Here is a 20940-nt window from a genome sequence, read left to right on the forward strand (position 1 = left end):
CAGCGCTGGCTGTTTTACGCGTATGACAGGCTCCGGAAGACGGTTGTTGCGCACGTATTCGGTGAACGCACTATGGCGACGCTGGGGCGTCTTATGAGCTTGCTGTCACCCTTTGACGTGGTGATATGGATGACGGATGGCTGGCCACTGTATGAATCCCGCCTGAAGGGAAAGCTGCACGTAATCAGCAAGCGATATACGCAGCGAATTGAGCGGCATAACCTGAATCTGAGGCAGCACCTGGCACGGCTGGGACGGAAGTCGCTGTCGTTCTCAAAATCGGTGGAGCTGCATGACAAAGTCATCGGGCATTATCTGAACATAAAACACTATCAATAAGTTGGAGTCATTACCCGGGCACTTATAGCTCTACGCTGGCTGTCAGTCGCTATGGCGTTAATTTGGGAGCCAGTGGTACAGACGATTTGCTGGGTGCGGTATTGGTGGATGTGAAAGGCTTCTCTGAACAGGATGAAGAGAGTCAGGATCTGCAACTCGAAGCGCGGGTGGCAGGCAGCCGAACTTTGCAGCTTGGTCAAAGCGACAGTGTGTTGTTCCCTTATCCTGGATTTCAGTCTGGTTTTGTTGAGGTTAACGACAGTAGCCAGGGCAATCAGCAGGGGACAACAAACATCATTAACGGTGCAGGGAATCGTGAATTAATGTTGTTGCCTGGCAAGCTGCGCTATCGCGAAGTGTCTGCCAGCTTTAACTACAACTATATCGGTCGTTTATTACTGCCGGCAGCGGTGAAAAAATTCCCGATTGTGGGGCTGAACAGCGCCATGTTACTGGTAGCTGAAGATGGCGGATTTACACTTGAAATTAACGGCAGCGAAAAAGAGCTCTATCTGCTTTCCGGGCAGCAATTCCTTAAGTGTCCACTGAGTGTTGAAAAGAAACGCGCCAGCATTCGTTACAGCGGAGATGTTACTTGTAGTGTGGTGACTTATTCACAATTACCGGAGTTGAAACAGCCTAAATTACGTGGAAACGTTCAGACGGCGCAAAGGGAGGTTGCACCATGAGAAATCGATTGATTGCGGCGATATTGGGCTTGTTTGGCACGCTCACTGGCGTTCAGGCAGCTCCTGACGTGACCAGTGAAATTACGTATGATTTGGCATCTGGTAGAGCGGATTATTACTTCTGGAAGGATGAAGCGTCGGCAGGAAATAATGGATATATGTGGTATGAATGTTCGTATCCTGACCTCCAACAAACCTGTACAGCTAATGGAAATATATCGACAGTACAAATCTATTTAACTGAACAACGCAGTGGGATGCGTTGGCCGGTAAAACTCAAAGGATTTAAAACAGCCATTGTAAGTAGCGATGAAGCGCCGCCAGGATGCAAGGGGGGCAAAGGGCTTCAGACGAATCTTAAGGATTCTAATAGATCTTCATGTACAGAAGATGGTCAACATTATTATATATACGATACAAAGTTTCTTACGCTCTACCTTGAGCAGACAGAGATGAAGAATTTGCCGATTGGTGGCGTCTGGAAGGGGAAAGTTAAATTACATTCGAACAGCCCGGCCCAGGACTATTTCGCAAATATTACCCTGAATACGCTCGACCCCAACCATATTGACGTGTTCTTCCCGGAGTTCGCCCACGCCACGCCAAGGGTGCAGTTAGACTTGCATCCAACAGGAAGCGTTAACGGCAGCAACTACGCGCAAGATCTGACCATGTTGGACATGTGCCTGTACGATGGTTTTAACGGTAATGCCATCAGTTATGAAATCATGCTCAAAGATGAAGGGAGACCAGCTGCAGGGCGCAGAGACGGTGACTTCTCTATCTATCGTCAGGGAGGAACCTCTACCGACGAGGGAGAACGCATTGATTACCGGGTCAAAATGTACAACCCGGAAACCGGTGGGCAAATTGATGTGCGCAATAATGAAAATATGGTCTGGAACAGCATTAACCTGAAAAGTGTGCGTCCGGTGGTACTGCCCGGTATTCGCTATGCCGTGATGTGTGTGCCGACACCCTTGACTCTGGCAGTCGATAAATTCAGCGTGATGGATAAACAGGCCGGGTACTACATGGGCAAATTGTCAGTAATCTTTACGCCTTCCTTGCCAACCATCAATTAACCCTGCAAAGCGGACAAACGCTTTTTTCTATATAAACGACGAAGCCGCCTGATAAGGCGGCTTCGTCGTTATAACTTACGTTAAACGTTAATGTTGCGGTGCGGGATCGTTATGTGATTCCTGCGCTACCTCAATCGCCGGTTTGTTCTGCAACACGGTCCAGATAACCAGCGCACCTAACAGGTCGAACACTGCCAGTACTGCGAACAGCGGGCTGAAGCCGATGGTGTCAGCCAGTGCACCGACAACCAGCGAAAACAGCGTACTTGCCAGCCATGCGGACATCCCGGTTAAACCGTTCGTCGTCGCCACTTCGTTACGACCGAACACGTCAGAAGAGAGCGTAATCAGCGCGCCAGACAGTGCCTGGTGAGCAAAACCACCGATACACAGCAGCATAATTGCGACATACGGGTTGGTGAACAGGCCGATCATACCCGGGCCAATCATCAGCACTGCACCCAGCGTTACGACCATCTTACGGGAAACGATCAGGTTCACACCAAACCAACGCTGGAACAGCGGCGGCAGGTAACCACCGAGGATACAACCGAGGTCAGCAAACAGCATCGGCATCCAGGCGAACATCGCGATCTCTTTCAGGTTAAAGCCGTAAACTTTAAACATGAACAGCGGGATCCACGCGTTAAAAGTACCCCAGGCTGGTTCTGCCAGGAAACGCGGCAGCGCGATACCCCAGAACTGACGGTTACGCAGGATCTGACCAACGGACATTTTCTTCGCCGTGCTCACCTGGTGCTGGGCTTCCTGACCATTAATAATATAGTCGCGTTCTTCATCGGTCAGATGCTTCTGGTCGCGCGGATGTTTATAGAAAATCAGCCATGCCATCGCCCAGATAAAGCTCAATGCACCGGAGATGATAAATGCCATCTGCCAGCTGTGCATTACGATTGCCCATACCACCAGCGGCGGCGCAATCATCGCACCAATCGAAGAACCTACGTTAAAGTAACCTACCGCGATGGAACGCTCTTTCGCCGGGAACCATTCGGAGCTGGCTTTCAGACCCGCCGGGATCATCGCTGCTTCCGCGGCACCGACTGCACCACGAGCAATCGCCAGGCCACCCCTGCTACCAGCCAGCGCGGTTGCACCACAGAATACGGCCCACAGTACAGCAAACATTGCATAACCGATTTTCGTACCCAGCACATCCAGTACATAGCCCGCTACCGGTTGCATGACCGTATAAGCAGCAGAATAGGCTGCGATGATATAGGAATACTGTTGGGTGGAGATGTTTAACTCTTCCATCAGAGTTGGCGCAGCTGCCGCCACAGTGTTACGCGTCAGGTAACCAAGCACGGTGCCAAGCGTCACCAGTGCGATCATATACCAACGTAACCCTTTAATTTTACGCATGTAAAACCTCATCGTTTTGTTATATCCGCAGGAAGCGCGGCCATCATCCCGCCAGAGGCTGAAGATGTTAGTTACGACCGGGTAACCGAAAAAAAACCGGCACGCCCCGAACGTTGCCATGAAAGTTTCGTGCTAATTCGGCTTCCGTACCGGTTAACCCGATTCATCTAACAAATGAATGAATCGGCAATTTGCATTCCGTCGACTTATGATTTGCGACGGCAGAAAGATAACTTGTCATACAACTTTAAAAGGTGAGAGCCATCATAAATGTGCGAATATTTGTAGGGATATTACCTGACGACAGCGAGGCCAGTACTGGCGCGGCCTGCAGCGAGATTTACCACTTTGAGAGTAATTTTTTTAACTACGTTTATTGATCTAACTCACGAAAATATCTTCGAACTCTGGAAATTGGTGTGATAACTTTGTCAGCATCGCACCATAAGCAAGCTAGCTCACTCGTTGAGAGGAAGACGAAAATGACTCCGTTTATGACTGAAGATTTCCTGTTAGATACCGAATTTGCCCGCCGTCTGTATCACGACTACGCAAAAGACCAGCCGATTTTCGATTACCATTGCCATTTGCCGCCGCAGCAGATTGCGGAAGACTATCGTTTTAAAAACCTGTATGACATCTGGCTGAAAGGCGATCACTACAAATGGCGCGCTATGCGTACCAACGGTGTGGCCGAGCGTCTGTGTACCGGTGATGCGTCTGACCGTGAAAAATTTGACGCCTGGGCGGCGACTGTTCCGCACACTATCGGCAACCCGTTATACCACTGGACGCACCTCGAACTGCGTCGTCCGTTTGGTATCACTGGCAAATTGCTTTCTCCGTCAACTGCCGATGAAATCTGGAACGAATGTAACGAACTGCTGGCGCAGGATAACTTCTCCGCGCGCGGCATCATGCAGCAGATGAACGTGAAAATGGTCGGCACCACCGATGACCCGATCGATTCTCTGGAGCATCACGCAGAGATCGCCAAAGACGGCTCTTTCACCATCAAAGTGCTGCCGAGCTGGCGTCCGGACAAAGCCTTCAACATCGAACAGGCGACCTTTAACGACTACATGGCGAAGCTGGGCGAAGTTTCCGATACCGACATTCGCCGCTTTGCTGACCTGCAAACTGCCTTGACCAAACGTCTGGATCACTTCGCCGCTCACGGCTGTAAAGTGTCTGACCATGCGCTGGACGTGGTGATGTTTGCTGAAGCGAACGAAGCGGAACTGGACAGCATTCTGGCGCGCCGTCTGGCTGGCGAAACCCTGAGCGAGCACGAAGTGGCACAGTTCAAAACTGCGGTACTGGTGTTCCTTGGTGCCGAATATGCACGTCGCGGCTGGGTACAGCAGTACCACATTGGCGCGCTGCGTAATAACAACCTGCGTCAGTTCAAACTGCTGGGGCCGGATGTAGGCTTTGACTCCATCAACGACCGTCCGATGGCAGAAGAGTTGTCTAAGCTGCTGAGCAAGCAGAACGAAGAAAACCTGCTGCCGAAAACCATTCTGTACTGCCTGAACCCGCGCGATAACGAAGTGCTGGGCACCATGATCGGTAACTTCCAGGGCGAAGGTATGCCGGGCAAAATGCAGTTCGGTTCCGGCTGGTGGTTTAACGATCAGAAAGACGGTATGGAACGTCAGATGACCCAACTGGCGCAGCTCGGTTTGCTGAGCCGCTTTGTCGGTATGCTGACTGACAGCCGTAGCTTCCTGTCATACACCCGTCACGAATACTTCCGCCGCATTCTGTGCCAGATGATCGGTCGCTGGGTGGAAGCGGGCGAAGCACCGGCGGACATCAACCTGCTGGGCGAGATGGTGAAAAATATTTGCTTTAACAATGCGCGTGACTACTTCGCCATTGAACTGAACTAAGGTCTGGGGTTGATATGCAATACATCAAGATCCATGCGCTGGATAACGTCGCGGTCGCTTTAGCGGATTTGGCTGAAGGCACAGAAGTCAGTGTCGATAACCAGACTGTTACGCTGCGCCAGGATGTTGCTCGTGGACATAAATTTGCGTTAACGGATATCGCAAAAGGGGCCAATGTCATCAAATATGGCCTGCCGATTGGTTATGCATTGGCGGATATTGCGGCGGGGGAACACGTCCACGCCCACAATACGCGCACGAATCTGAGCGATCTGGATCAGTCCTGATTTTCAGGATCTGCCTGCGCAAGCGGCAGATCGTGAAGTGCAGATCTATCGTCGCGCTAACGGCGATGTCGGGGGGCGTAACGAGCTGTGGATCCTGCCAACCGTGGGCTGTGTCAACGGCATCGCGCGGCAGATCCAGAACCGTTTTCTGAAAGAGACCAACAACGCTGAAGGTACCGACGGCGTGTTCCTCTTCAGCCACACCTACGGCTGCTCACAGCTGGGCGACGATCACATTAATACCCGCACCATGCTGCAAAACATGGTGCGCCACCCGAACGCAGGCGCAGTGCTGGTGATTGGTCTGGGCTGTGAAAACAACCAGGTTGCCGCATTCCGTGAAACGCTGGGCGATATCGATCCTGAACGCGTTCATTTCATGATCTGCCAACAGCAGGATGATGAGATCGAAGCCGGGATCGAGCATTTGCATCAGCTGTATAACGTGATGCGCAACGATAAACGCGAGCCAGGCAAACTCAGCGAACTGAAGTTTGGTCTGGAGTGCGGTGGTTCTGACGGTCTTTCTGGTATTACTGCTAACCCGATGCTGGGGCGTTTCTCTGACTACGTGATTGCTAACGGCGGTACTACCGTACTGACCGAAGTGCCGGAGATGTTTGGCGCAGAGCAGTTGCTGATGGACCATTGCCGCGACGAAGCAACGTTTGAAAAACTGGTCACCATGGTCAACGACTTTAAACAGTACTTTATTGCCCATGATCAGCCGATCTACGAAAACCCATCACCGGGGAACAAAGCGGGCGGTATCACCACGCTGGAAGACAAATCACTTGGCTGTACCCAGAAAGCGGGTTCCAGTGTCGTGGGTGACGTGCTGCGTTACGGCGAGCGTCTGAAAACGCCAGGGCTGAACTTGTTAAGTGCGCCGGGTAACGATGCCGTAGCGACCAGCGCCCTGGCGGGTGCGGGCTGCCATATGGTGCTGTTCAGTACTGGTCGCGGCACGCCATACGGTGGATTTGTGCCGACGGTGAAAATCGCCACCAACAGTGAACTGGCGGCGAAGAAAAAACACTGGCTCGACTTTGACGCGGGTCAGCTGATCCACGGTAAAGCGATGCCGCAGTTGCTGGAAGAATTTATCGACACCATCGTTGAGTTTGCCAACGGTAAACAAACCTGCAACGAGCGTAACGACTTCCGCGAACTGGCGATCTTCAAAAGCGGCGTAACGCTATAAAGTCGAAATGAGTTGTTAATAAAAAACGGCGTTTCATAATGTGAAGCGCCGTTTGCTTTTCCATACCTGATAAGGATTTATCATGACCGCGTATTGGCTGGCCCAGGGCGTGGGTTTCATCGCCTTTCTGATTGGTATCACAACATTTTTCAATCGTGACGAACGTCGCTTCAAAAAGCAGCTTTCGGTCTATAGCGCCGTTATTGGCGTACATTTTTTTCTTCTGGGCACCTATCCCGCTGGTGCCAGTGCCATCCTTAATGCCATTCGTACATTGATTACCTTACGCACGCGCAGCTTATGGGTAATGGCGATTTTTATTGTGCTGACTGGCGGAATTGGCCTCGCGAAGTTCCATCATCCTGTCGAACTATTGCCGGTTATCGGTACGATTGTCAGTACCAGGGCGCTGTTCCGCTGTAAAGGGCTCACCATGCGCTGCGTGATGTGGTTTTCAACGTGTTGCTGGGTGATTCACAACTTCTGGGCGGGGTCGATAGGCGGCACAATGATTGAGGGTAGTTTTCTGCTTATGAATGGCTTGAATATCATTCGTTTCTGGCGGATGCAGAAAAGGGGAATTGATCCGTTTAAAGTAGAGAAAACCCCTCCCGCCGTAGACGAAAGGGGTTAAACAATTAATTACGCAGGGCGCTATTTGCCAGACGATCGTCTTCCGCCTGGCAAGCTGCCGCAGTGAACAGCACGTCAGTTGAAGAGTTCAGCGCGGTTTCGCAAGAGTCCTGCAATACGCCGATGATAAAGCCGACGGCAACCACCTGCATGGCGATATCGTTCGAAATACCGAACATATTACAGGCCAGCGGGATCAGCAGCAGAGAACCCCCCGCCACGCCGGATGCGCCACAGGCACACAGAGAAGCCACCACGCTCAACAGCAGCGCCGTGGGCAGATCGACCGGGATACCCAGCGTATTAACCGCAGCCAGCGTCAACACGGTAATGGTGATTGCTGCGCCCGCCATATTGATGGTGGCACCCAGCGGAATAGAAACGGAATAGGTATCGCGATCCAGATTCAGCTTTTCACACAGTGCCATATTCACCGGAATGTTCGCCGCAGAGCTGCGGGTGAAGAAGGCATACACGCCGCTTTCGCGCAGGCACAGCAGCACCAGCGGGAACGGGTTACGACGAATTTTCCACCACACCAGCAATGGGTTAACCACCAGCGCCACCAGTAACATACAGCCAACCAGCACGACCAGCAGTTGCGCGTAGCCCCACAGTGTGGAGAAACCGGTGGTTGCCAGGGTAGAAGAAACCAGACCAAAAATACCAATCGGTGCGAAGCGAATGACCAGTTTCACCATAAAGGTGACGGCATTCGACAGATCGTTGACCAGGTTTTTGGTGGTCTCGTTACCGTGACGCAGTGCGAAACCGAGGCCAATTGCCCACACCAGGATCCCGATGTAGTTACCTTTCAGCAGCGCGTCGATGGGGTTGGAAACCATGCTCATTACCAGCCCGCGCATCACTTCTACAATGCCTGACGGTGGCGAAATATCACCCGCGCTACTGGATAAGTGCAGGGTAGAAGGGAAGGCGAAGCTGAAAACGACTGCGGCCAGAGCAGCAGAGAAAGTACCCAGCAGATAGAGGAACAAAATAGGGCGGATATTGGTTTTCTGCCCGTGCTGGTGGTTAGCAATAGATGCCATCACCAGCATCAACACCAGGATGGGGGCAACGGCTTTCAGTGCGCCGACGAACAAAGTACCTAACAGACCAACAGCTTCCGCCGCGGGTTTTGAGATCCATGCCAGAAGAATCCCCAGAACAAGGCCGACCAGGATTTGTTTTACCAGGCTGCCATGAGCCAGACGCCGGAATAGCCCCGGTGAACGTTGCGTAGTCATTTTTCGATCCTTTCATTGTGTTGTCGCACATCCCTGGTGCGTTCTGTCGACGCATCTTTCAGGATGTAACAAAGTGTTTGCAAGGTCGAGTATAAGGAAAGTTACAGCTTCGGGAAGCGAAAAATGCTGGATTTTAAAGAGAGGTCATATTTTGCAACTTAATTGTTATATTTGTTTGACATAAACAGAGGGAAGGACTGGCTACTAAGGCTGATTAGATAACATATGGGCAAAACTATTTGGAATATGAGAACGGTTGCGCTCCTTTAATGTGCTATGCCATATAAAGTCACTGGCGCAGGGAGCGCGCAGGGGGGGCCAATCGCCGCCGCCCCCTGCACCCCCAGGCTCTGGCGAACAAAATCGCCGCTGCGCGATTCCCTCAGCTTATCCCTTGCGGCTACCGGGTCGGGCGCAAGGGAACGTCCCTGTAAGATGCGCCCTCGCCGCGCATCCATGCGCGTCGCCCCGGCCTCCAGGGAACGCTTCGGCGATTTTGACGCAACCAACACCCGTGCGGTCTTTTTGTAAAGAGCTACAAGCCAATTACATAATTAATAGCTCACCTTTGTCTGGAATGAGTTATCTCTAGGAATGGCTTAATATACAGCGAATCATTCTCCCCGCTGCTTATCATGCCGATAATTCACCCAGGCGTTGATAATAAACGTCATCACCAGAATGCCAAACACCACGCCCAGCGAGACGGCGATTGGAATATGGTAGAAGTCGACAATCAGCATCTTGATACCGATAAACACCAGGATCACCGCCAGGCCATATTTGAGCATCGAGAAACGCTCTGCTACGCCCGCCAGCAGGAAATACATCGCACGCAGGCCGAGGATCGCAAACAGGTTTGAGGTCAGCACAATGAACGGGTCAGTGGTCACGGCGAAGATAGCCGGAATGCTATCCACGGCGAAAATCACGTCGCTCAATTCCACCAGAATCAGTACCAGCATCAGCGGTGTGGCGTACAGCAATCCATTCTTACGCACAAAGAAATGCTCGTTGTCGATGGTGTCGGTCATGCGCAAATGACCGCGTAGCCAGCGCACCAGCGGCTTGTCGCCAATGCCTGATTCATCTTCATGGGCGAGCGCCATCTTCACGCCGGTAAACAGCAGGAAGGCACCGAAGATATACAGGATCCAGTCGAACTGCGAAATTAGCCAGCTGCCAGTGAAGATCATGATGGTACGCAGAACAATCGCCCCGAGCACGCCATACACCAGCACGCGGCGTTGTAATGCCGCCGGAACAGAGAAATAGCTGAACAACATCAGCCAGACAAAGACGTTATCGACCGCCAGCGATTTCTCAATCAGATAACCCGTGAGAAAGGCCAGTGCCTGTGGTTCGGCAACGGCGCGACCTTCGGTTTGCACCAGATACCACCAGAAAGCGGCGTTAAACAGTAACGACAGCGTCACCCAAACCAGCGACCAGGCCGCAGCCTGTTTCATGGTCATGGCATGTGCCCCACGACGCCCCTGCAACAACAGGTCGATAGCCAGCATAATGGCGACAACAACAGCGAATCCGCCCCATAGCAACGGCGTGCCGACAGTATTCATAGAAGTTCCTTACACATAAAAAAAACGGGCAACGTCGGAAGACGTCAGCCGCTGCTTTTTATGCATAGACCTCGCCTTCCGGCAAGGTCTCACTTACAACAAAAAAGGAATACGTCTGCGTATTCCTTTCGGGTTGCCCGGTGACCGGATGTGGTTTTTCACACATCGTAATGACGATCGACCGGCAATGAAGTTACTCCCCTTTGCAGGTAACAAAGTATGACAGACCATTCAGCCAGTCAATGGTCTGTTACATACCTTTTACACTGTTTTACTTTGGCAATTATAGTTTTACGCTATCTGCCGGAAAAATCACCCCAGTCTGGCGGCGGATCTCAGTCAGCAGTTTGGCGGTGATGCGACTGACCGCCAGCCCTGGATGATCCACCAGATGCTCATCCACCAGGGTAGCAAACAGCTCTGCTTCGTAGAGCATGGTATTAATATGCTGCGGCTGGGTGAGATCCTGCATCTGGCTGCCACGCGGCACGAAGCACACTTTCTGGCATTCAGACAGTTTTTCAATCACCAGCGATCCCGCTTCGCCCTGAATCTCGCTTTCCAGGACAGAATCACTGACCTTTGAGTGCAGCAACGTAACGCTGAAATCACCGTAATCCATCACCACCACGCCGTGGGCATCTACGCCGCTTGCCAACAAACTGGCGGTTGCCTGCACGCTTTTCGGTTCACCGAATAATGCCACCGCCGACGCCAGGCAGTAAAAGCCGATATCCATAATTGAACCGTTAGAGAATGCCGGATTAAAGGTGTTGGGATTCTCACCATCCAGGTAACGTTGATACCGCGAGGAATACTGGCAATAGTTGAAAAAGACTTTACGCAATTTGCCGACTTTCGGCAGCGCCTGGCGCAGCAAATGAAAGTTCGGCAGGCTGGCGGTTTTAAATGCCTCAAACAGCACCACCTGATTTTCCCGCGCACAGGCAATGGCGGCATCCACTTCCGCCAGATTCGACGCCAGTGGTTTCTCGCAAATCACATGAATTTTATGGCTAAGGAAAAGTTGTGTCTGGGAAAAGTGCAGGGCATTCGGGCTGGCAATATACACCGCGTCAATGGCATCGCTTTCCGCCATCGCTTCCAGCGAGGTAAACAGATGCTCGACAGAAAAATCATTGGCGAAGTGCTGGGCCTGTTCAAGGCTGCGGGAATATACGGCGGTTAACTTGTATTTACCGCTCTCATGGGCGGCCTCGACGAACTGGCGAGTGATCCAGTTCGTACCAATCACAGCGAAACGTATCATAACGCGTGGATACTCCATAAAGGGATTCTGTCGTCAATGTAGCACGCCTTTTTCATCTTCGACGTGCGCAGATACGCATTATTCTTTTGCCGGACAGCCATGCTCACTAAACGGCCCAATCATGACCGATGGCCCGAGATATTTCGGCTGGCGATGGAGGATTTTGGCGTCAATCACGGCGCTGACACGAGCGAGTTTCTCCCGCAGTTGAGTATAAAAACCGTGCTTCATATTGAGGTCAGGCGCGTTAAAACCGATAGCGTCGATGCTGTACTGTTTTGCCAGCCAGATGGCGCGTTGGTTATGAAATTCTTGCGAGATAATGGTGATATGGTTTTCACCAAAAACCTTTTTGGCACGCACTACCGAATCCAGCGTTGAGAATCCGGCATAGTCGCAGAAGATCACTTTCGCCGGTACGCCTTTAGCGATCAAAGCCTTCTGCATACCTGATTCTTCATCGTAATTTTTACGTCCGTTATCGCCACTTACCAGTAGCCATTTCACTTTTCCGGCGTGGTACAACGCTGCTGCGGTATCAATACGTCGGGTAAAGTAGCGATTACCCGGCCTGGCCCCCAGCAATAAGCCCGCGTTACGCGCCGGAACTGCGTTGACATCGCTCCAGGTCAGCTGCTTGCTGGCGTTGACCATTACTCGATCGGCGATAAAAATGGTCGCTCCTGCCACAAGTAACAGTAAGCAGGCAATCTTTAGAGTCCGGCGAGAAAAACAAATACGGAGAAGAAGGCGGGGCTGCATGGTCGTTATCCTTAACGAAAGGGGGGAGGTCGATTTTAGGCGCTAAAGAAAGAAAAGATAACGCCTGACATCATTTTCAGATTTTGTCCTGCCCAAGCGACAACTGCGTTAGCCACAGCCGGGTGTCGAACTCCAGCTGGTGGTACTGCGGCTCCATATGGCAGCACAACTGGTAAAACGCTTTGTTATGCTCTTTCTCCTTCAGGTGCGCCAGTTCGTGCACCACGATCATACGTAAAAACGGTTCCGGCGCGTTGCGAAACACAGTAGCGACGCGGATCTCTGCTTTTGCTTTCAGCTTGCCGCCCAGCACACGAGAAACAGCGGTATGTAACCCGAGCGCGTTTTTTAGCACATGGATCTTATTGTCATACATCACTTTATTGATCGGCGGGGCATTGCGCAGAAACTGATTTTTTAGATCCTGAGTATATTGCCAGAGGGCTTTATCGGTGGCGTAGTCGTGTGTTCCCGGATAGCGTTTTGCCAGCACATCGCCCAGACGCTGTTCGTTAATCAGCGTTCGCACCTGGGAAAGTAGCTGCTCGGGATAACCCTGAAGATAAGTAAGATTGCTCATAACCGCCCACGAAAAAGAGAAAAAGGGTATACTCACGCACCCTTTTCAGGGGCAACGTCGAAATTTTATCATTCAGGAGGGCCGATGAGCCACTTAGACAACGGTTTCCGTTCACTGACACTACAACGTTTTCCGGCGACGGATGACGTTAACCCGCTACAGGCGTGGGAAGCGGCGGATGAATATTTGCTGCAACAGTTGGACGACACAGAAATCCGCGGCCCGGTGTTGATCCTGAATGATGCCTTTGGTGCGTTAAGCTGCGCGCTGGCGGAACATAAGCCGTACAGCATTGGCGACTCATACATCAGTGAACTGGCGACGCGCGAGAATTTACGCCTCAACGGGATTGATGAGTCGAGCGTGAAGTTTCTCGACAGCACCGCCGACTACCCGCAAGAGCCGGGTGTGGTGCTGATCAAAGTGCCGAAAACACTGGCATTGCTGGAACAACAACTGCGTGCGCTGCGCAAAGTGGTCACGTCGGATACACGTATTATTGCCGGTGCCAAAGCCCGTGACATTCACACTTCCACGCTGGAACTGTTCGAAAAAGTGCTCGGCCCGACCACCACCACGCTGGCATGGAAAAAAGCGCGCCTGATTAATTGCACGTTCAATGAACCGCCGCTGGCCGATGCGCCGCAGACCGTTAGCTGGAAGCTGGAAGGTACTGACTGGACTATCCATAACCATGCGAATGTCTTCTCCCGCACCGGGCTTGATATCGGCGCGCGCTTCTTTATGCAACATCTGCCAGAGAATCTCGAAGGGGAGATTGTCGATCTCGGTTGCGGTAATGGCGTTATTGGTCTGACGCTGCTTGATAAAAACCCGCAGGCGAAAGTGGTGTTTGTCGATGAATCGCCGATGGCGGTTGCTTCCAGCCGTTTGAACGTTGAAACCAACATGCCAGAGGCGTTGGATCGCAGCGAGTTTATGATCAACAACGCGCTCTCCGGCGTGGAGCCTTTCCGCTTTAATGCTGTGCTCTGCAACCCGCCGTTTCACCAACAACATGCGCTGACCGATAACGTCGCCTGGGAGATGTTCCACCATGCCCGCCGCTGCCTGAAAATCAACGGCGAGCTGTATATTGTTGCCAACCGTCACCTGGATTACTTCCATAAACTGAAGAAGATTTTCGGCAACTGCACCACCATCGCCACGAATAATAAATTTGTGGTGCTGAAAGCAGTGAAGCTGGGGCGTCGTCGGTAAGATTGGGAGTTACCTGCCGGATGCGGCGTTAACGCCTTATCCGGCCTACGTTCAGCACGTTACTCCCAGGCCGGATAAGACGCGGCAAGCGTCGCATCCGGCAATGTCTGCCCAGTTCTGGAATCGCGCTTCCATAAAACAAAAAATCCCTCTCACCATCCTCTACATTCTCTTGTTTAGCGTTTTTCTACGTTTATTCTTCCGTCACACAGATAAATTCATACGTTGCCAATCTGTCAACGGATGTTATCATATTGCCAATTTGTCAACGGACGTGATGAAGAATGCACCTGATAACTCAAAAAGCATTGAAAGATGCTGCGGAAAAATACCCGCAACATAAAACGGAGTTGGTGGCTCTGGGGAACACGATTGCTAAGGGATATTTCAAAAAACCTGAGTCATTAAAAGCAGTATTCCCATCTCTGGATAACTTCAAATATCTGGATAAGCATTATGTTTTCAATGTTGGGGGCAATGAATTACGTGTTGTAGCAATGGTCTTTTTTGAATCGCAAAAGTGCTACATACGTGAAGTTATGACGCATAAAGAATACGATTTCTTTACCGCTGTTCATCGTACTAAGGGGAAAAAATGATTGCGATTGCCGACATCTTGCAAGCAGGAGAAAAGCTAACTGCGGTGGCACCTTTTCTGGCGGGTATTCAGAACGAGGAACAATACACCCAGGCGCTGGAACTGGTAGATCATCTGCTGCTCAACGATCCTGAAAACCCCTTGCTGGATCTGGTGTGTGCCAAAATAACCGCGTGGGAAGAATCAGCGCCCGAATTTGCGGAATTTAATGCCATGGCTCAAGCCATGCCTGGCGGTATAGCCGTGATTCGTACCCTTATGGATCAATATGGTTTAACCCTTGCCGATCTGCCGGAAATTGGCAGTAAATCTATGGTGTCACGCGTTTTGAGCGGGAAGAGGAAATTAACGCTGGAACACGCTAAAAAATTGGCAACGCGATTCGGCATTTCTCCCGCCTTGTTTATTGATTAACGCGACGTGCCGGATGCGTTGCATCCGGCGCTTCAAATAACGATTTAAATCTCCAGCGCCAGCCGTGTTCCCTGGGCAATTGCCCGTCGTGCGTCCAGCTCCATAGCTACATCGCAGCCGCCAATTAAATGCACAGTTTTCCCGCTATCAATCAGCGGTTGCGCCAGCGCGCGGTTTGGCTCTTGCCCTGCGCAGATCACCACATTGTCCACAGCTAATACCTGCGTTTCGCCGTTGATCACCACATGCAGCCCGTCATCGTCAATCTTCTGATAACTTACGCCTGGGATCATTTTCACACCCCGCGAGAGCAGGGTGGTGCGATGGATCCAGCCGGTGGTTTTGCCTAACCCCTGTCCCGGTTTGCTGGCTTTGCGCTGGAGCATCACAATTTGCCGTGGGCTACGCGGGATCTGCATTCCCTGCGGGCTTAAGCCACCAGCCTGTTGTAGGCTGCTGTCGATCCCCCACTCATTACAGAACCTGGCGATATTCTGGCTGGTGGATTCGCCCGGCTGACTTAAATACATCGCCGTATCAAAACCAATCCCGCCACAACCGATGATGGCAACCTTGTTGCCTACCGGCGCTTTGTCGCGCAGTACATCGAGATAACTCAATACCTTCGGATGATCGATCCCGTCGATAGGCGGAACGCGCGGCACGATCCTACTGGCGAGGATCGTTTCATCGAACGCCTGTAACTGATCCGCCGTCACGGTGTGATTGAGTTTCAGCGTCACGCCCGTCACTTCGATCATCCGGTGGTAATAGCGCAGCGTTTCGTAAAACTCCTCTTTGCCGGGGATCTGTTTGGCGATATTAAACTGCCCGCCGATCTCGCTGTGGGCATCAAACAATGTTACCTGATGCCCACGCGCCGCCGCGTTAATGGCAAACGCCAGCCCAGCAGGTCCCGCACCGACCACCGCCAGATTTTTTTTCTGCACGGCAGGAAGGATTGGCATTTTGGTTTCGTGGCAGGCGCGAGGATTCACCAGGCACGAGGTGACTTTGCCAACGAAGATCTGATCGAGGCAGGCCTGATTGCAGCCAATGCAGGTGTTGATCTCATCGGCTCGCCCCGATTGCGCTTTTGACAGCAGTTCCGCATCAGCAAGAAACGGTCGTGCCATCGATACCATATCGGCATCGCCGCGCGAGAGAATATCGTCGGCAACCTGCGGATCGTTAATCCGGTTGGTGGTTACCAGCGGCAGCGAGACGTGGCCTTTCAGTTTGCGCGTGACCCAGCTAAATGCGCCGCGCGGCACGGGCGTGGCAATGGTCGGAATACGTGCTTCATGCCAGCCAATGCCGGTGTTGATAATGGTCGCGCCCGCCGCTTCAATGGCCTGCGCCAGCTCTACCGTTTCGGCAAAAGTCCCGCCGTCTTCGACCAGGTCGAGCATCGACAGTCGGTAGATAATAATGAAGTCGTTGCCGACGCGTTCGCGCACCGCACGCACTACTTCTACGGCAAATCGCATCCGGTTGCGGTAATCGCCGCCCCACTGGTCACTACGCTGATTGGTGTGCAGCGTCAGAAATTCGTTGATCAAATACCCTTCGGACCCCATTACCTCTACACCGTCGTATCCTGCCTCCCGTGCCAGTTGCGCGCAGTGGGCGAAATCGTCGATCAGTTGCAGGATCTCTTCATGGGTGAGTTCGTGAGGAACGAAACGGTTGATGGGGGCCTGCAATGCGGAGGGAGCGACCAGATGCGGTTGGTAGCTGTAGCGCCCGGTATGCAAAATTTGCAGGGCTATTTTGCCGCCTTCCTGATGTACCGCTTCGGTAATGGTGCGATGGTGTGGGATCTGGCTGGCGTCGTTGAGCATTGCGCCACCTTCCATGCCAACGCCTGTTAAATCTGGTGCAATGCCGCCGCTGACAATCAGCGCCACGCCGTGACGGGCGCGTTCGGCATAAAACGCTGCCAGCCGCTCGGCACCGTCCGGGTATTCCTCCAGCCCGGTGTGCATTGAGCCCATCAACACGCGGTTTTTTAACGTGGTAAAACCTAAATCCAGCGGGGCGAACAGCGACGGGTAGCTCATAAAATTGTCCAGTATGTAAAATAATTGTTATGTGGTCGGATGAGTTCTAATTTAGCCGTCACCGGAGAAAAGGGAAAAGGGGAGTGCGGGGTTTGTGATGGGATTCAAAAAGAATACGCCCGGTGGTAACGCCGGATGCGACGCTTGCCGTGTTTTATCCGGCCTGGGGGATTGCACATGTAGGGCGGATAAGGCGTTTACGCCGCATCCGCCAGCAGTTGCAAATTATTGCTTACGGAAAAAATCGTTATACAACATATACAAATGCGCGGCACTCCAGGAGAAATTTGGTGCGCCTTGCTGCGCGCCAGTCAGCGGGTTGTAATTCTCCTGAATTGGGCCATCGGCGGTTAATCCTTTGGCGTGCCGGAAGAACGTATCCGCCAGCTTCAGGGCATCATCACGATAACCGTAACGCTCCATCCCTTTCAGAGCAAACCAGAACTGATCCACCCATACGCGCCCGCGCCAGTAGATATCAGCGCCAAAAGCCGGATTGGTTAACGCCGCCGTTCCCAGCGGGACAAAGGTGTTGAACTCTTTAGGATCGAGCATCACCTTCACCACCGCGTCGGCATTGGCCTGCGTTGCCGCACCGTTAAACAGCGGCGACCAGCCTTCCGGCCCTTTACCGCGCTCAACAATCGGTTTGCCCGCGCAGCCGTTCGCCAGTGGTTTATCTTCAATACGTACGTCATAGTAGAACTGGGTAGTCGGGTCGAACATACAGGTGTTGATGTAGTCCGCGAGCTGCTGTGCCAACTGGCGATAGCGTTTGGCCTCTTCTGGCTTACCGAGGATGGTTGCCATCTCCGCCAGATAATGGTTATCGCTGTACATATAGCTGGCCTGATCCACCGACTCCTGCAATAGCGAGTAGCCCAGCAACGTTCCGTCCTGACTGCGGTTTTCGGCGAATTTCACCGTCCAGTCGCTACGTTTGCCACCATTAGCGACATATTTATCCAACTGTTCTTTGTCGATAAAACCAAAGACGGCGGCATCATCACGCCCCGATTCCCACGACGCAGCGACCTGTGCCGGAATTTCCAGACTGTCGTACTGGCCTTTCTCCACCACGCGGGCGTAGTTGTTCAGCCCAGACTGCGTCTCTTCTTTGTTGCCTTTCTTCACCGCAAACAGCATCTCGCCGCTCTCAGTGTTGTGGGCTTTGTCGCGGGTCGCGCCATATTCCGGCACGCCGTTGCCGTTGTGATCGCGGTTACGTAACCACCAGTCGTGATAGGCCACCAGTTTCGGGTACATCTCTGCCAACCAGGCTTTATCCTGGGTGACGTTGTACACTTCTATCACCGACCAGGCGGCAAGGCTGGGTTTGGTATTACGTTCGTTCCAGTTGCCGCCATCGCCACCACGCTCGGGGCTAAGGTTCCACGCTATCAGGTCGGGGACAAAGCCCACATCCTGCGGACGCACGCGGTCGCCAGGCTGGATCTGCCAGGAGAAGACCGCGCGGATATTCTCTTTGGCGATGTCCGGATTGAAATGCGCCATCGCAAACGCCTGCTTCTAGGTATCCCACGGCCAGGTCTGATTGCCGGAGAACCAGCGCCCGGTCACCGACGGTGTAACGGTGTTAAATTTCACCGCACCGCCCGGTGAGCGCCAGTTACCGTTGAGCGTTTCGATCGCTTTCACCGCGACGCGCGTCTGTTCCGGCGTCGCATCCGGATTGGTTAACCCTTTCTTCAGGTATTCTTCCCAGCGTTGCTGCGAGTCGGTGAGATAAAACGCCGGACGCGCCAGAATATCGCGGATCTGCATTTGCTCTTTGCTAACTTCCTGAGCGGTCAGCAGATGGGAATAGGTGGTGTAGAGCGTGGTCGAACCGTTGATATGCGCCTTACTGGTAAAGCGATTACCGTTGATTTCAGTCTGCACCGGCAGGGATTTATGCACCTGATATTCCGATTCGCCGGAGGTCAGCAGATCCCAGGTGGCGCGCACTTTGCCAAAGGTGACTTTCAGGCCATCACGGGTGGCGCTGATTTTGCGCTGATAGTCAGGGTATTCGCCAGCAATGGTTTTATCGGAAAGCGGTTTCCCTTCTTTCGCTTCCAGTTTTTCCAGCAGTTCGCCGTCCCACACCAGATCCAGCGGTTTATTGCTGGTGATTTTGGTTTCCAGTAGTGACGTGCGCGGCGTGGCGAAGCGCAGAGTCATTTCGACTTGCACATCTTTTGCTGTCAGTTTTTGCACCAGCGCACCGGGAATACTGTATGCCTCCAGCGTAAAGTCGACTTTCTTGCCGTCCTGCCAGACGGTCAGGCGGTCGAAATTGCTGGCCATAAAGTTGATGTACTCTTCCGTCAGCAGCGCAACGCCCGGAAAGCCGCCCATGGTGTTAGGGCCGTCTGGCAACAGATGACCATGCCAGGCTCCGAGATCGAAAAACGGATTAAAACGCTGGTGATCGTCGTAATCGTAATCCTTCATGTACTGCGGCGCGCCAGTACGGTTAATCACGTTTTTATAATTGTCGGCGTTAGCGGCATGGGCGGAAAAACTTATCAGCAGAGCGCAGGTTACTGGCGTTAAAATAGTTTTTATTTTCATGAAATTACAGTCCTTATTACCAGTAGAAATATTGCATCAGGAAGATTTGGTCGCTGGGATCGTGAGAGGCATTTTTCATGTAGAAGCGGCTATCAAAAGCCGTGGCGAAACGTCCGCCGCCGTATTCGTACCAGATACCAAACTGCATGAAAGAGGTGGTTTCATCGTCAGCGTGGTCAGGGCGATGTTTGGCGTAGGTGTAAGCGGTGGAGAGATAAACGCCCTTTAACGCTTCATACATGGCGCTCACCATCATCCCACTTTCACTTCCCGGTACGTCCAGCCCGTCGGCGCGTCCGGTATGGTGCCAGGCGCGAGCGGCAAAGTTAGGAGTTAGCAGGCCCGTGAGATAGAGCTGTCCTGTGCCGTCGGTGATTTCCAGACCGTTCATCCAGGTGATGCCTTCGGCAAGGTCATACTGGATGTAACCGTTCATCATTGCCGGATAGGTGTATTTGTCGTCATAGCGATCGTATTTGCCAAAATGTAGCCAGGCTTTGCTTTCATCATGATGTCCGGCAGGAGTCGCGGTGACGCTATAACGAAAGTTGCCGCTTAAGTTCTGTACCTTCAGCGCAGTCATAATGTCGCGGGTATTGGGAATGACGTAGCCCAGATCGGGGGTGAAATCGCCCCACCATTGCAGGTCATCCAGCGAGGAATCCTGACGCAGACTGAGCATGATTTCAGTGCCATCATTGGTACGATAACCGCCATAGAAACGGTTAATTCCGCCCTCGAAACCACCCCAGCTATGGTCTGGCACCCAGGCATTGCCGTCGTGGTCGGCCTGCACGGTCCAGCCTTCGCCGTAAATCAGGCCGAACCAGGAGCCGTACTTCATCTCCAGGCCACCTTCAATATAGGTACCGTCGCTGTATTTATGTTTATTCTCACCCTGGTAATGACTCCAACTTATTGATAGTGTTTTATGTTCAGATAATGCCCGATGACTTTGTCATGCAGCTCCACCGATTTTGAGAACGACAGCGACTTCCGTCCCAGCCGTGCCAGGTGCTGCCTCAGATTCAGGTTATGCCGCTCAATTCGCTGCGTATATCGCTTGCTGATTACGTGCAGCTTTCCCTTCAGGCGGGATTCATACAG

14 protein-coding genes and 5 pseudogenes are annotated in these 20940 nt (G+C 52.4%); 9 read left to right on the forward strand and 10 right to left on the reverse strand.

The genetic code is table 11. The annotated features are described in order from the left end of the window. From BGK49_RS20275 to BGK49_RS20285, 3 genes and pseudogenes are all read left to right on the forward strand, one after another. Positions 1-339: pseudogene (locus BGK49_RS20275) on the forward strand (IS1-like element IS1B family transposase); the annotation flags it as partial. A gap of 5 nt (positions 340-344) precedes the next feature. Beyond that, positions 345-1028, forward strand: a pseudogene (locus tag BGK49_RS20280) (CS1-pili formation C-terminal domain-containing protein); the annotation flags it as partial. Beyond that, the gene (locus BGK49_RS20285; RefSeq protein ID WP_001245986.1) at positions 1025-2113 is read left to right on the forward strand and encodes a CfaE/CblD family pilus tip adhesin; all 1089 of its coding nucleotides are present in this window, start codon (positions 1025-1027) and stop codon (positions 2111-2113) included. The pseudogene BGK49_RS20280 and the gene BGK49_RS20285, both read left to right, overlap by 4 nt. 87 nt (positions 2114-2200) lie before the next feature. Here BGK49_RS20285 and exuT read toward each other — a convergent pair whose 3' ends face one another. Continuing rightward, entirely contained in the window at positions 2201-3499 is a 1299-nt protein-coding gene (exuT, locus tag BGK49_RS20290; RefSeq protein ID WP_005043780.1) for a hexuronate transporter ExuT, read from the reverse strand. A 482-nt stretch (positions 3500-3981) separates the two neighbouring features. Here exuT and uxaC point away from each other — a divergent pair, with 482 nt between their 5' ends. The 3 genes and pseudogenes from uxaC to BGK49_RS20305 all read left to right on the forward strand — a co-directional run bounded on the left by uxaC (position 3982) and on the right by BGK49_RS20305 (position 7519). Beyond that, the gene (uxaC, locus tag BGK49_RS20295) at positions 3982-5394 is read left to right on the forward strand and encodes a glucuronate isomerase (protein WP_000187442.1); all 1413 of its coding nucleotides are present in this window, start codon (positions 3982-3984) and stop codon (positions 5392-5394) included. A gap of 14 nt (positions 5395-5408) precedes the next feature. After that, positions 5409-6885 (forward strand): annotated as a pseudogene (gene uxaA / locus BGK49_RS20300) (altronate dehydratase). An 82-nt stretch (positions 6886-6967) separates the two neighbouring features. Then, positions 6968-7519, forward strand: a complete 552-nt coding sequence (locus tag BGK49_RS20305) for a YgjV family protein (RefSeq protein WP_000128126.1) — start codon at positions 6968-6970, stop codon at positions 7517-7519. A gap of 4 nt (positions 7520-7523) precedes the next feature. Here the strand turns inward: BGK49_RS20305 and sstT are convergent, their stop codons facing one another. The 5 genes from sstT to BGK49_RS20330 form a co-directional block, all read right to left on the reverse strand. Further along, positions 7524-8768, reverse strand: coding sequence for a serine/threonine transporter SstT (gene sstT / locus BGK49_RS20310; RefSeq protein WP_000211646.1), 1245 nt, complete (start codon positions 8766-8768; stop codon positions 7524-7526). 614 nt (positions 8769-9382) lie between these two features. Continuing rightward, the gene (gene alx, locus BGK49_RS20315; RefSeq protein ID WP_001098818.1) at positions 9383-10348 is read right to left on the reverse strand and encodes a TerC family membrane protein Alx; all 966 of its coding nucleotides are present in this window, start codon (positions 10346-10348) and stop codon (positions 9383-9385) included. A gap of 283 nt (positions 10349-10631) precedes the next feature. Then, positions 10632-11618 (reverse strand): Gfo/Idh/MocA family protein, encoded by a 987-nt coding sequence (locus BGK49_RS20320; RefSeq protein WP_004986115.1) that lies wholly within the window; start codon positions 11616-11618, stop codon positions 10632-10634. 78 nt (positions 11619-11696) lie between these two features. Then, on the reverse strand, positions 11697-12380 hold the full coding sequence (locus BGK49_RS20325) for a SanA/YdcF family protein (RefSeq protein WP_001183035.1): 684 nt from the start codon (positions 12378-12380) through the stop codon (positions 11697-11699). Positions 12381-12456: 76 nt separating this feature from the next. Next, the gene (locus tag BGK49_RS20330; protein ID WP_005043640.1) at positions 12457-12960 is read right to left on the reverse strand and encodes a M48 metallopeptidase family protein; all 504 of its coding nucleotides are present in this window, start codon (positions 12958-12960) and stop codon (positions 12457-12459) included. An 84-nt stretch (positions 12961-13044) separates the two neighbouring features. On the opposite strand from BGK49_RS20330, the gene rlmG reads away from it, so the two are divergent. The 3 genes from rlmG to higA all read left to right on the forward strand — a co-directional run bounded on the left by rlmG (position 13045) and on the right by higA (position 15193). Beyond that, the gene (rlmG, locus tag BGK49_RS20335) at positions 13045-14181 is read left to right on the forward strand and encodes a 23S rRNA (guanine(1835)-N(2))-methyltransferase RlmG (protein ID WP_000018665.1); all 1137 of its coding nucleotides are present in this window, start codon (positions 13045-13047) and stop codon (positions 14179-14181) included. A 284-nt stretch (positions 14182-14465) separates the two neighbouring features. After that, complete coding sequence (gene higB, locus BGK49_RS20345) at positions 14466-14780, forward strand: type II toxin-antitoxin system toxin HigB (RefSeq protein ID WP_000550189.1); 315 nt, start codon at positions 14466-14468, stop codon at positions 14778-14780. Beyond that, positions 14777-15193 (forward strand): type II toxin-antitoxin system antitoxin HigA, encoded by a 417-nt coding sequence (gene higA / locus BGK49_RS20350; protein ID WP_000560263.1) that lies wholly within the window; start codon positions 14777-14779, stop codon positions 15191-15193. Before higB ends, higA begins: the two co-directional genes overlap by 4 nt. Before the next feature lie 44 nt (positions 15194-15237). Here higA and fadH read toward each other — a convergent pair whose 3' ends face one another. The 4 genes and pseudogenes from fadH to BGK49_RS28340 form a co-directional block, all read right to left on the reverse strand. Continuing rightward, positions 15238-17256 (reverse strand): NADPH-dependent 2,4-dienoyl-CoA reductase, encoded by a 2019-nt coding sequence (gene fadH / locus BGK49_RS20355; protein ID WP_000121440.1) that lies wholly within the window; start codon positions 17254-17256, stop codon positions 15238-15240. Positions 17257-17481: 225 nt separating this feature from the next. Beyond that, positions 17482-19833, reverse strand: a pseudogene (gene ygjK / locus BGK49_RS20360) (alpha-glucosidase). A gap of 16 nt (positions 19834-19849) precedes the next feature. Next, positions 19850-20734: pseudogene (ygjJ, locus tag BGK49_RS20365) on the reverse strand (protein YgjJ); the annotation flags it as partial. A 14-nt stretch (positions 20735-20748) separates the two neighbouring features. Continuing rightward, a partial coding sequence (locus BGK49_RS28340; RefSeq protein WP_000718190.1) for an IS1 family transposase occupies positions 20749-20940 on the reverse strand: 192 nt, incomplete at its 5' end.

Origin of the sequence: Shigella sp. FC1544 (assembly GCF_001722145.1) — a bacterium.
In the GTDB taxonomy this organism is placed as follows: domain Bacteria; phylum Pseudomonadota; class Gammaproteobacteria; order Enterobacterales; family Enterobacteriaceae; genus Escherichia; species Escherichia coli.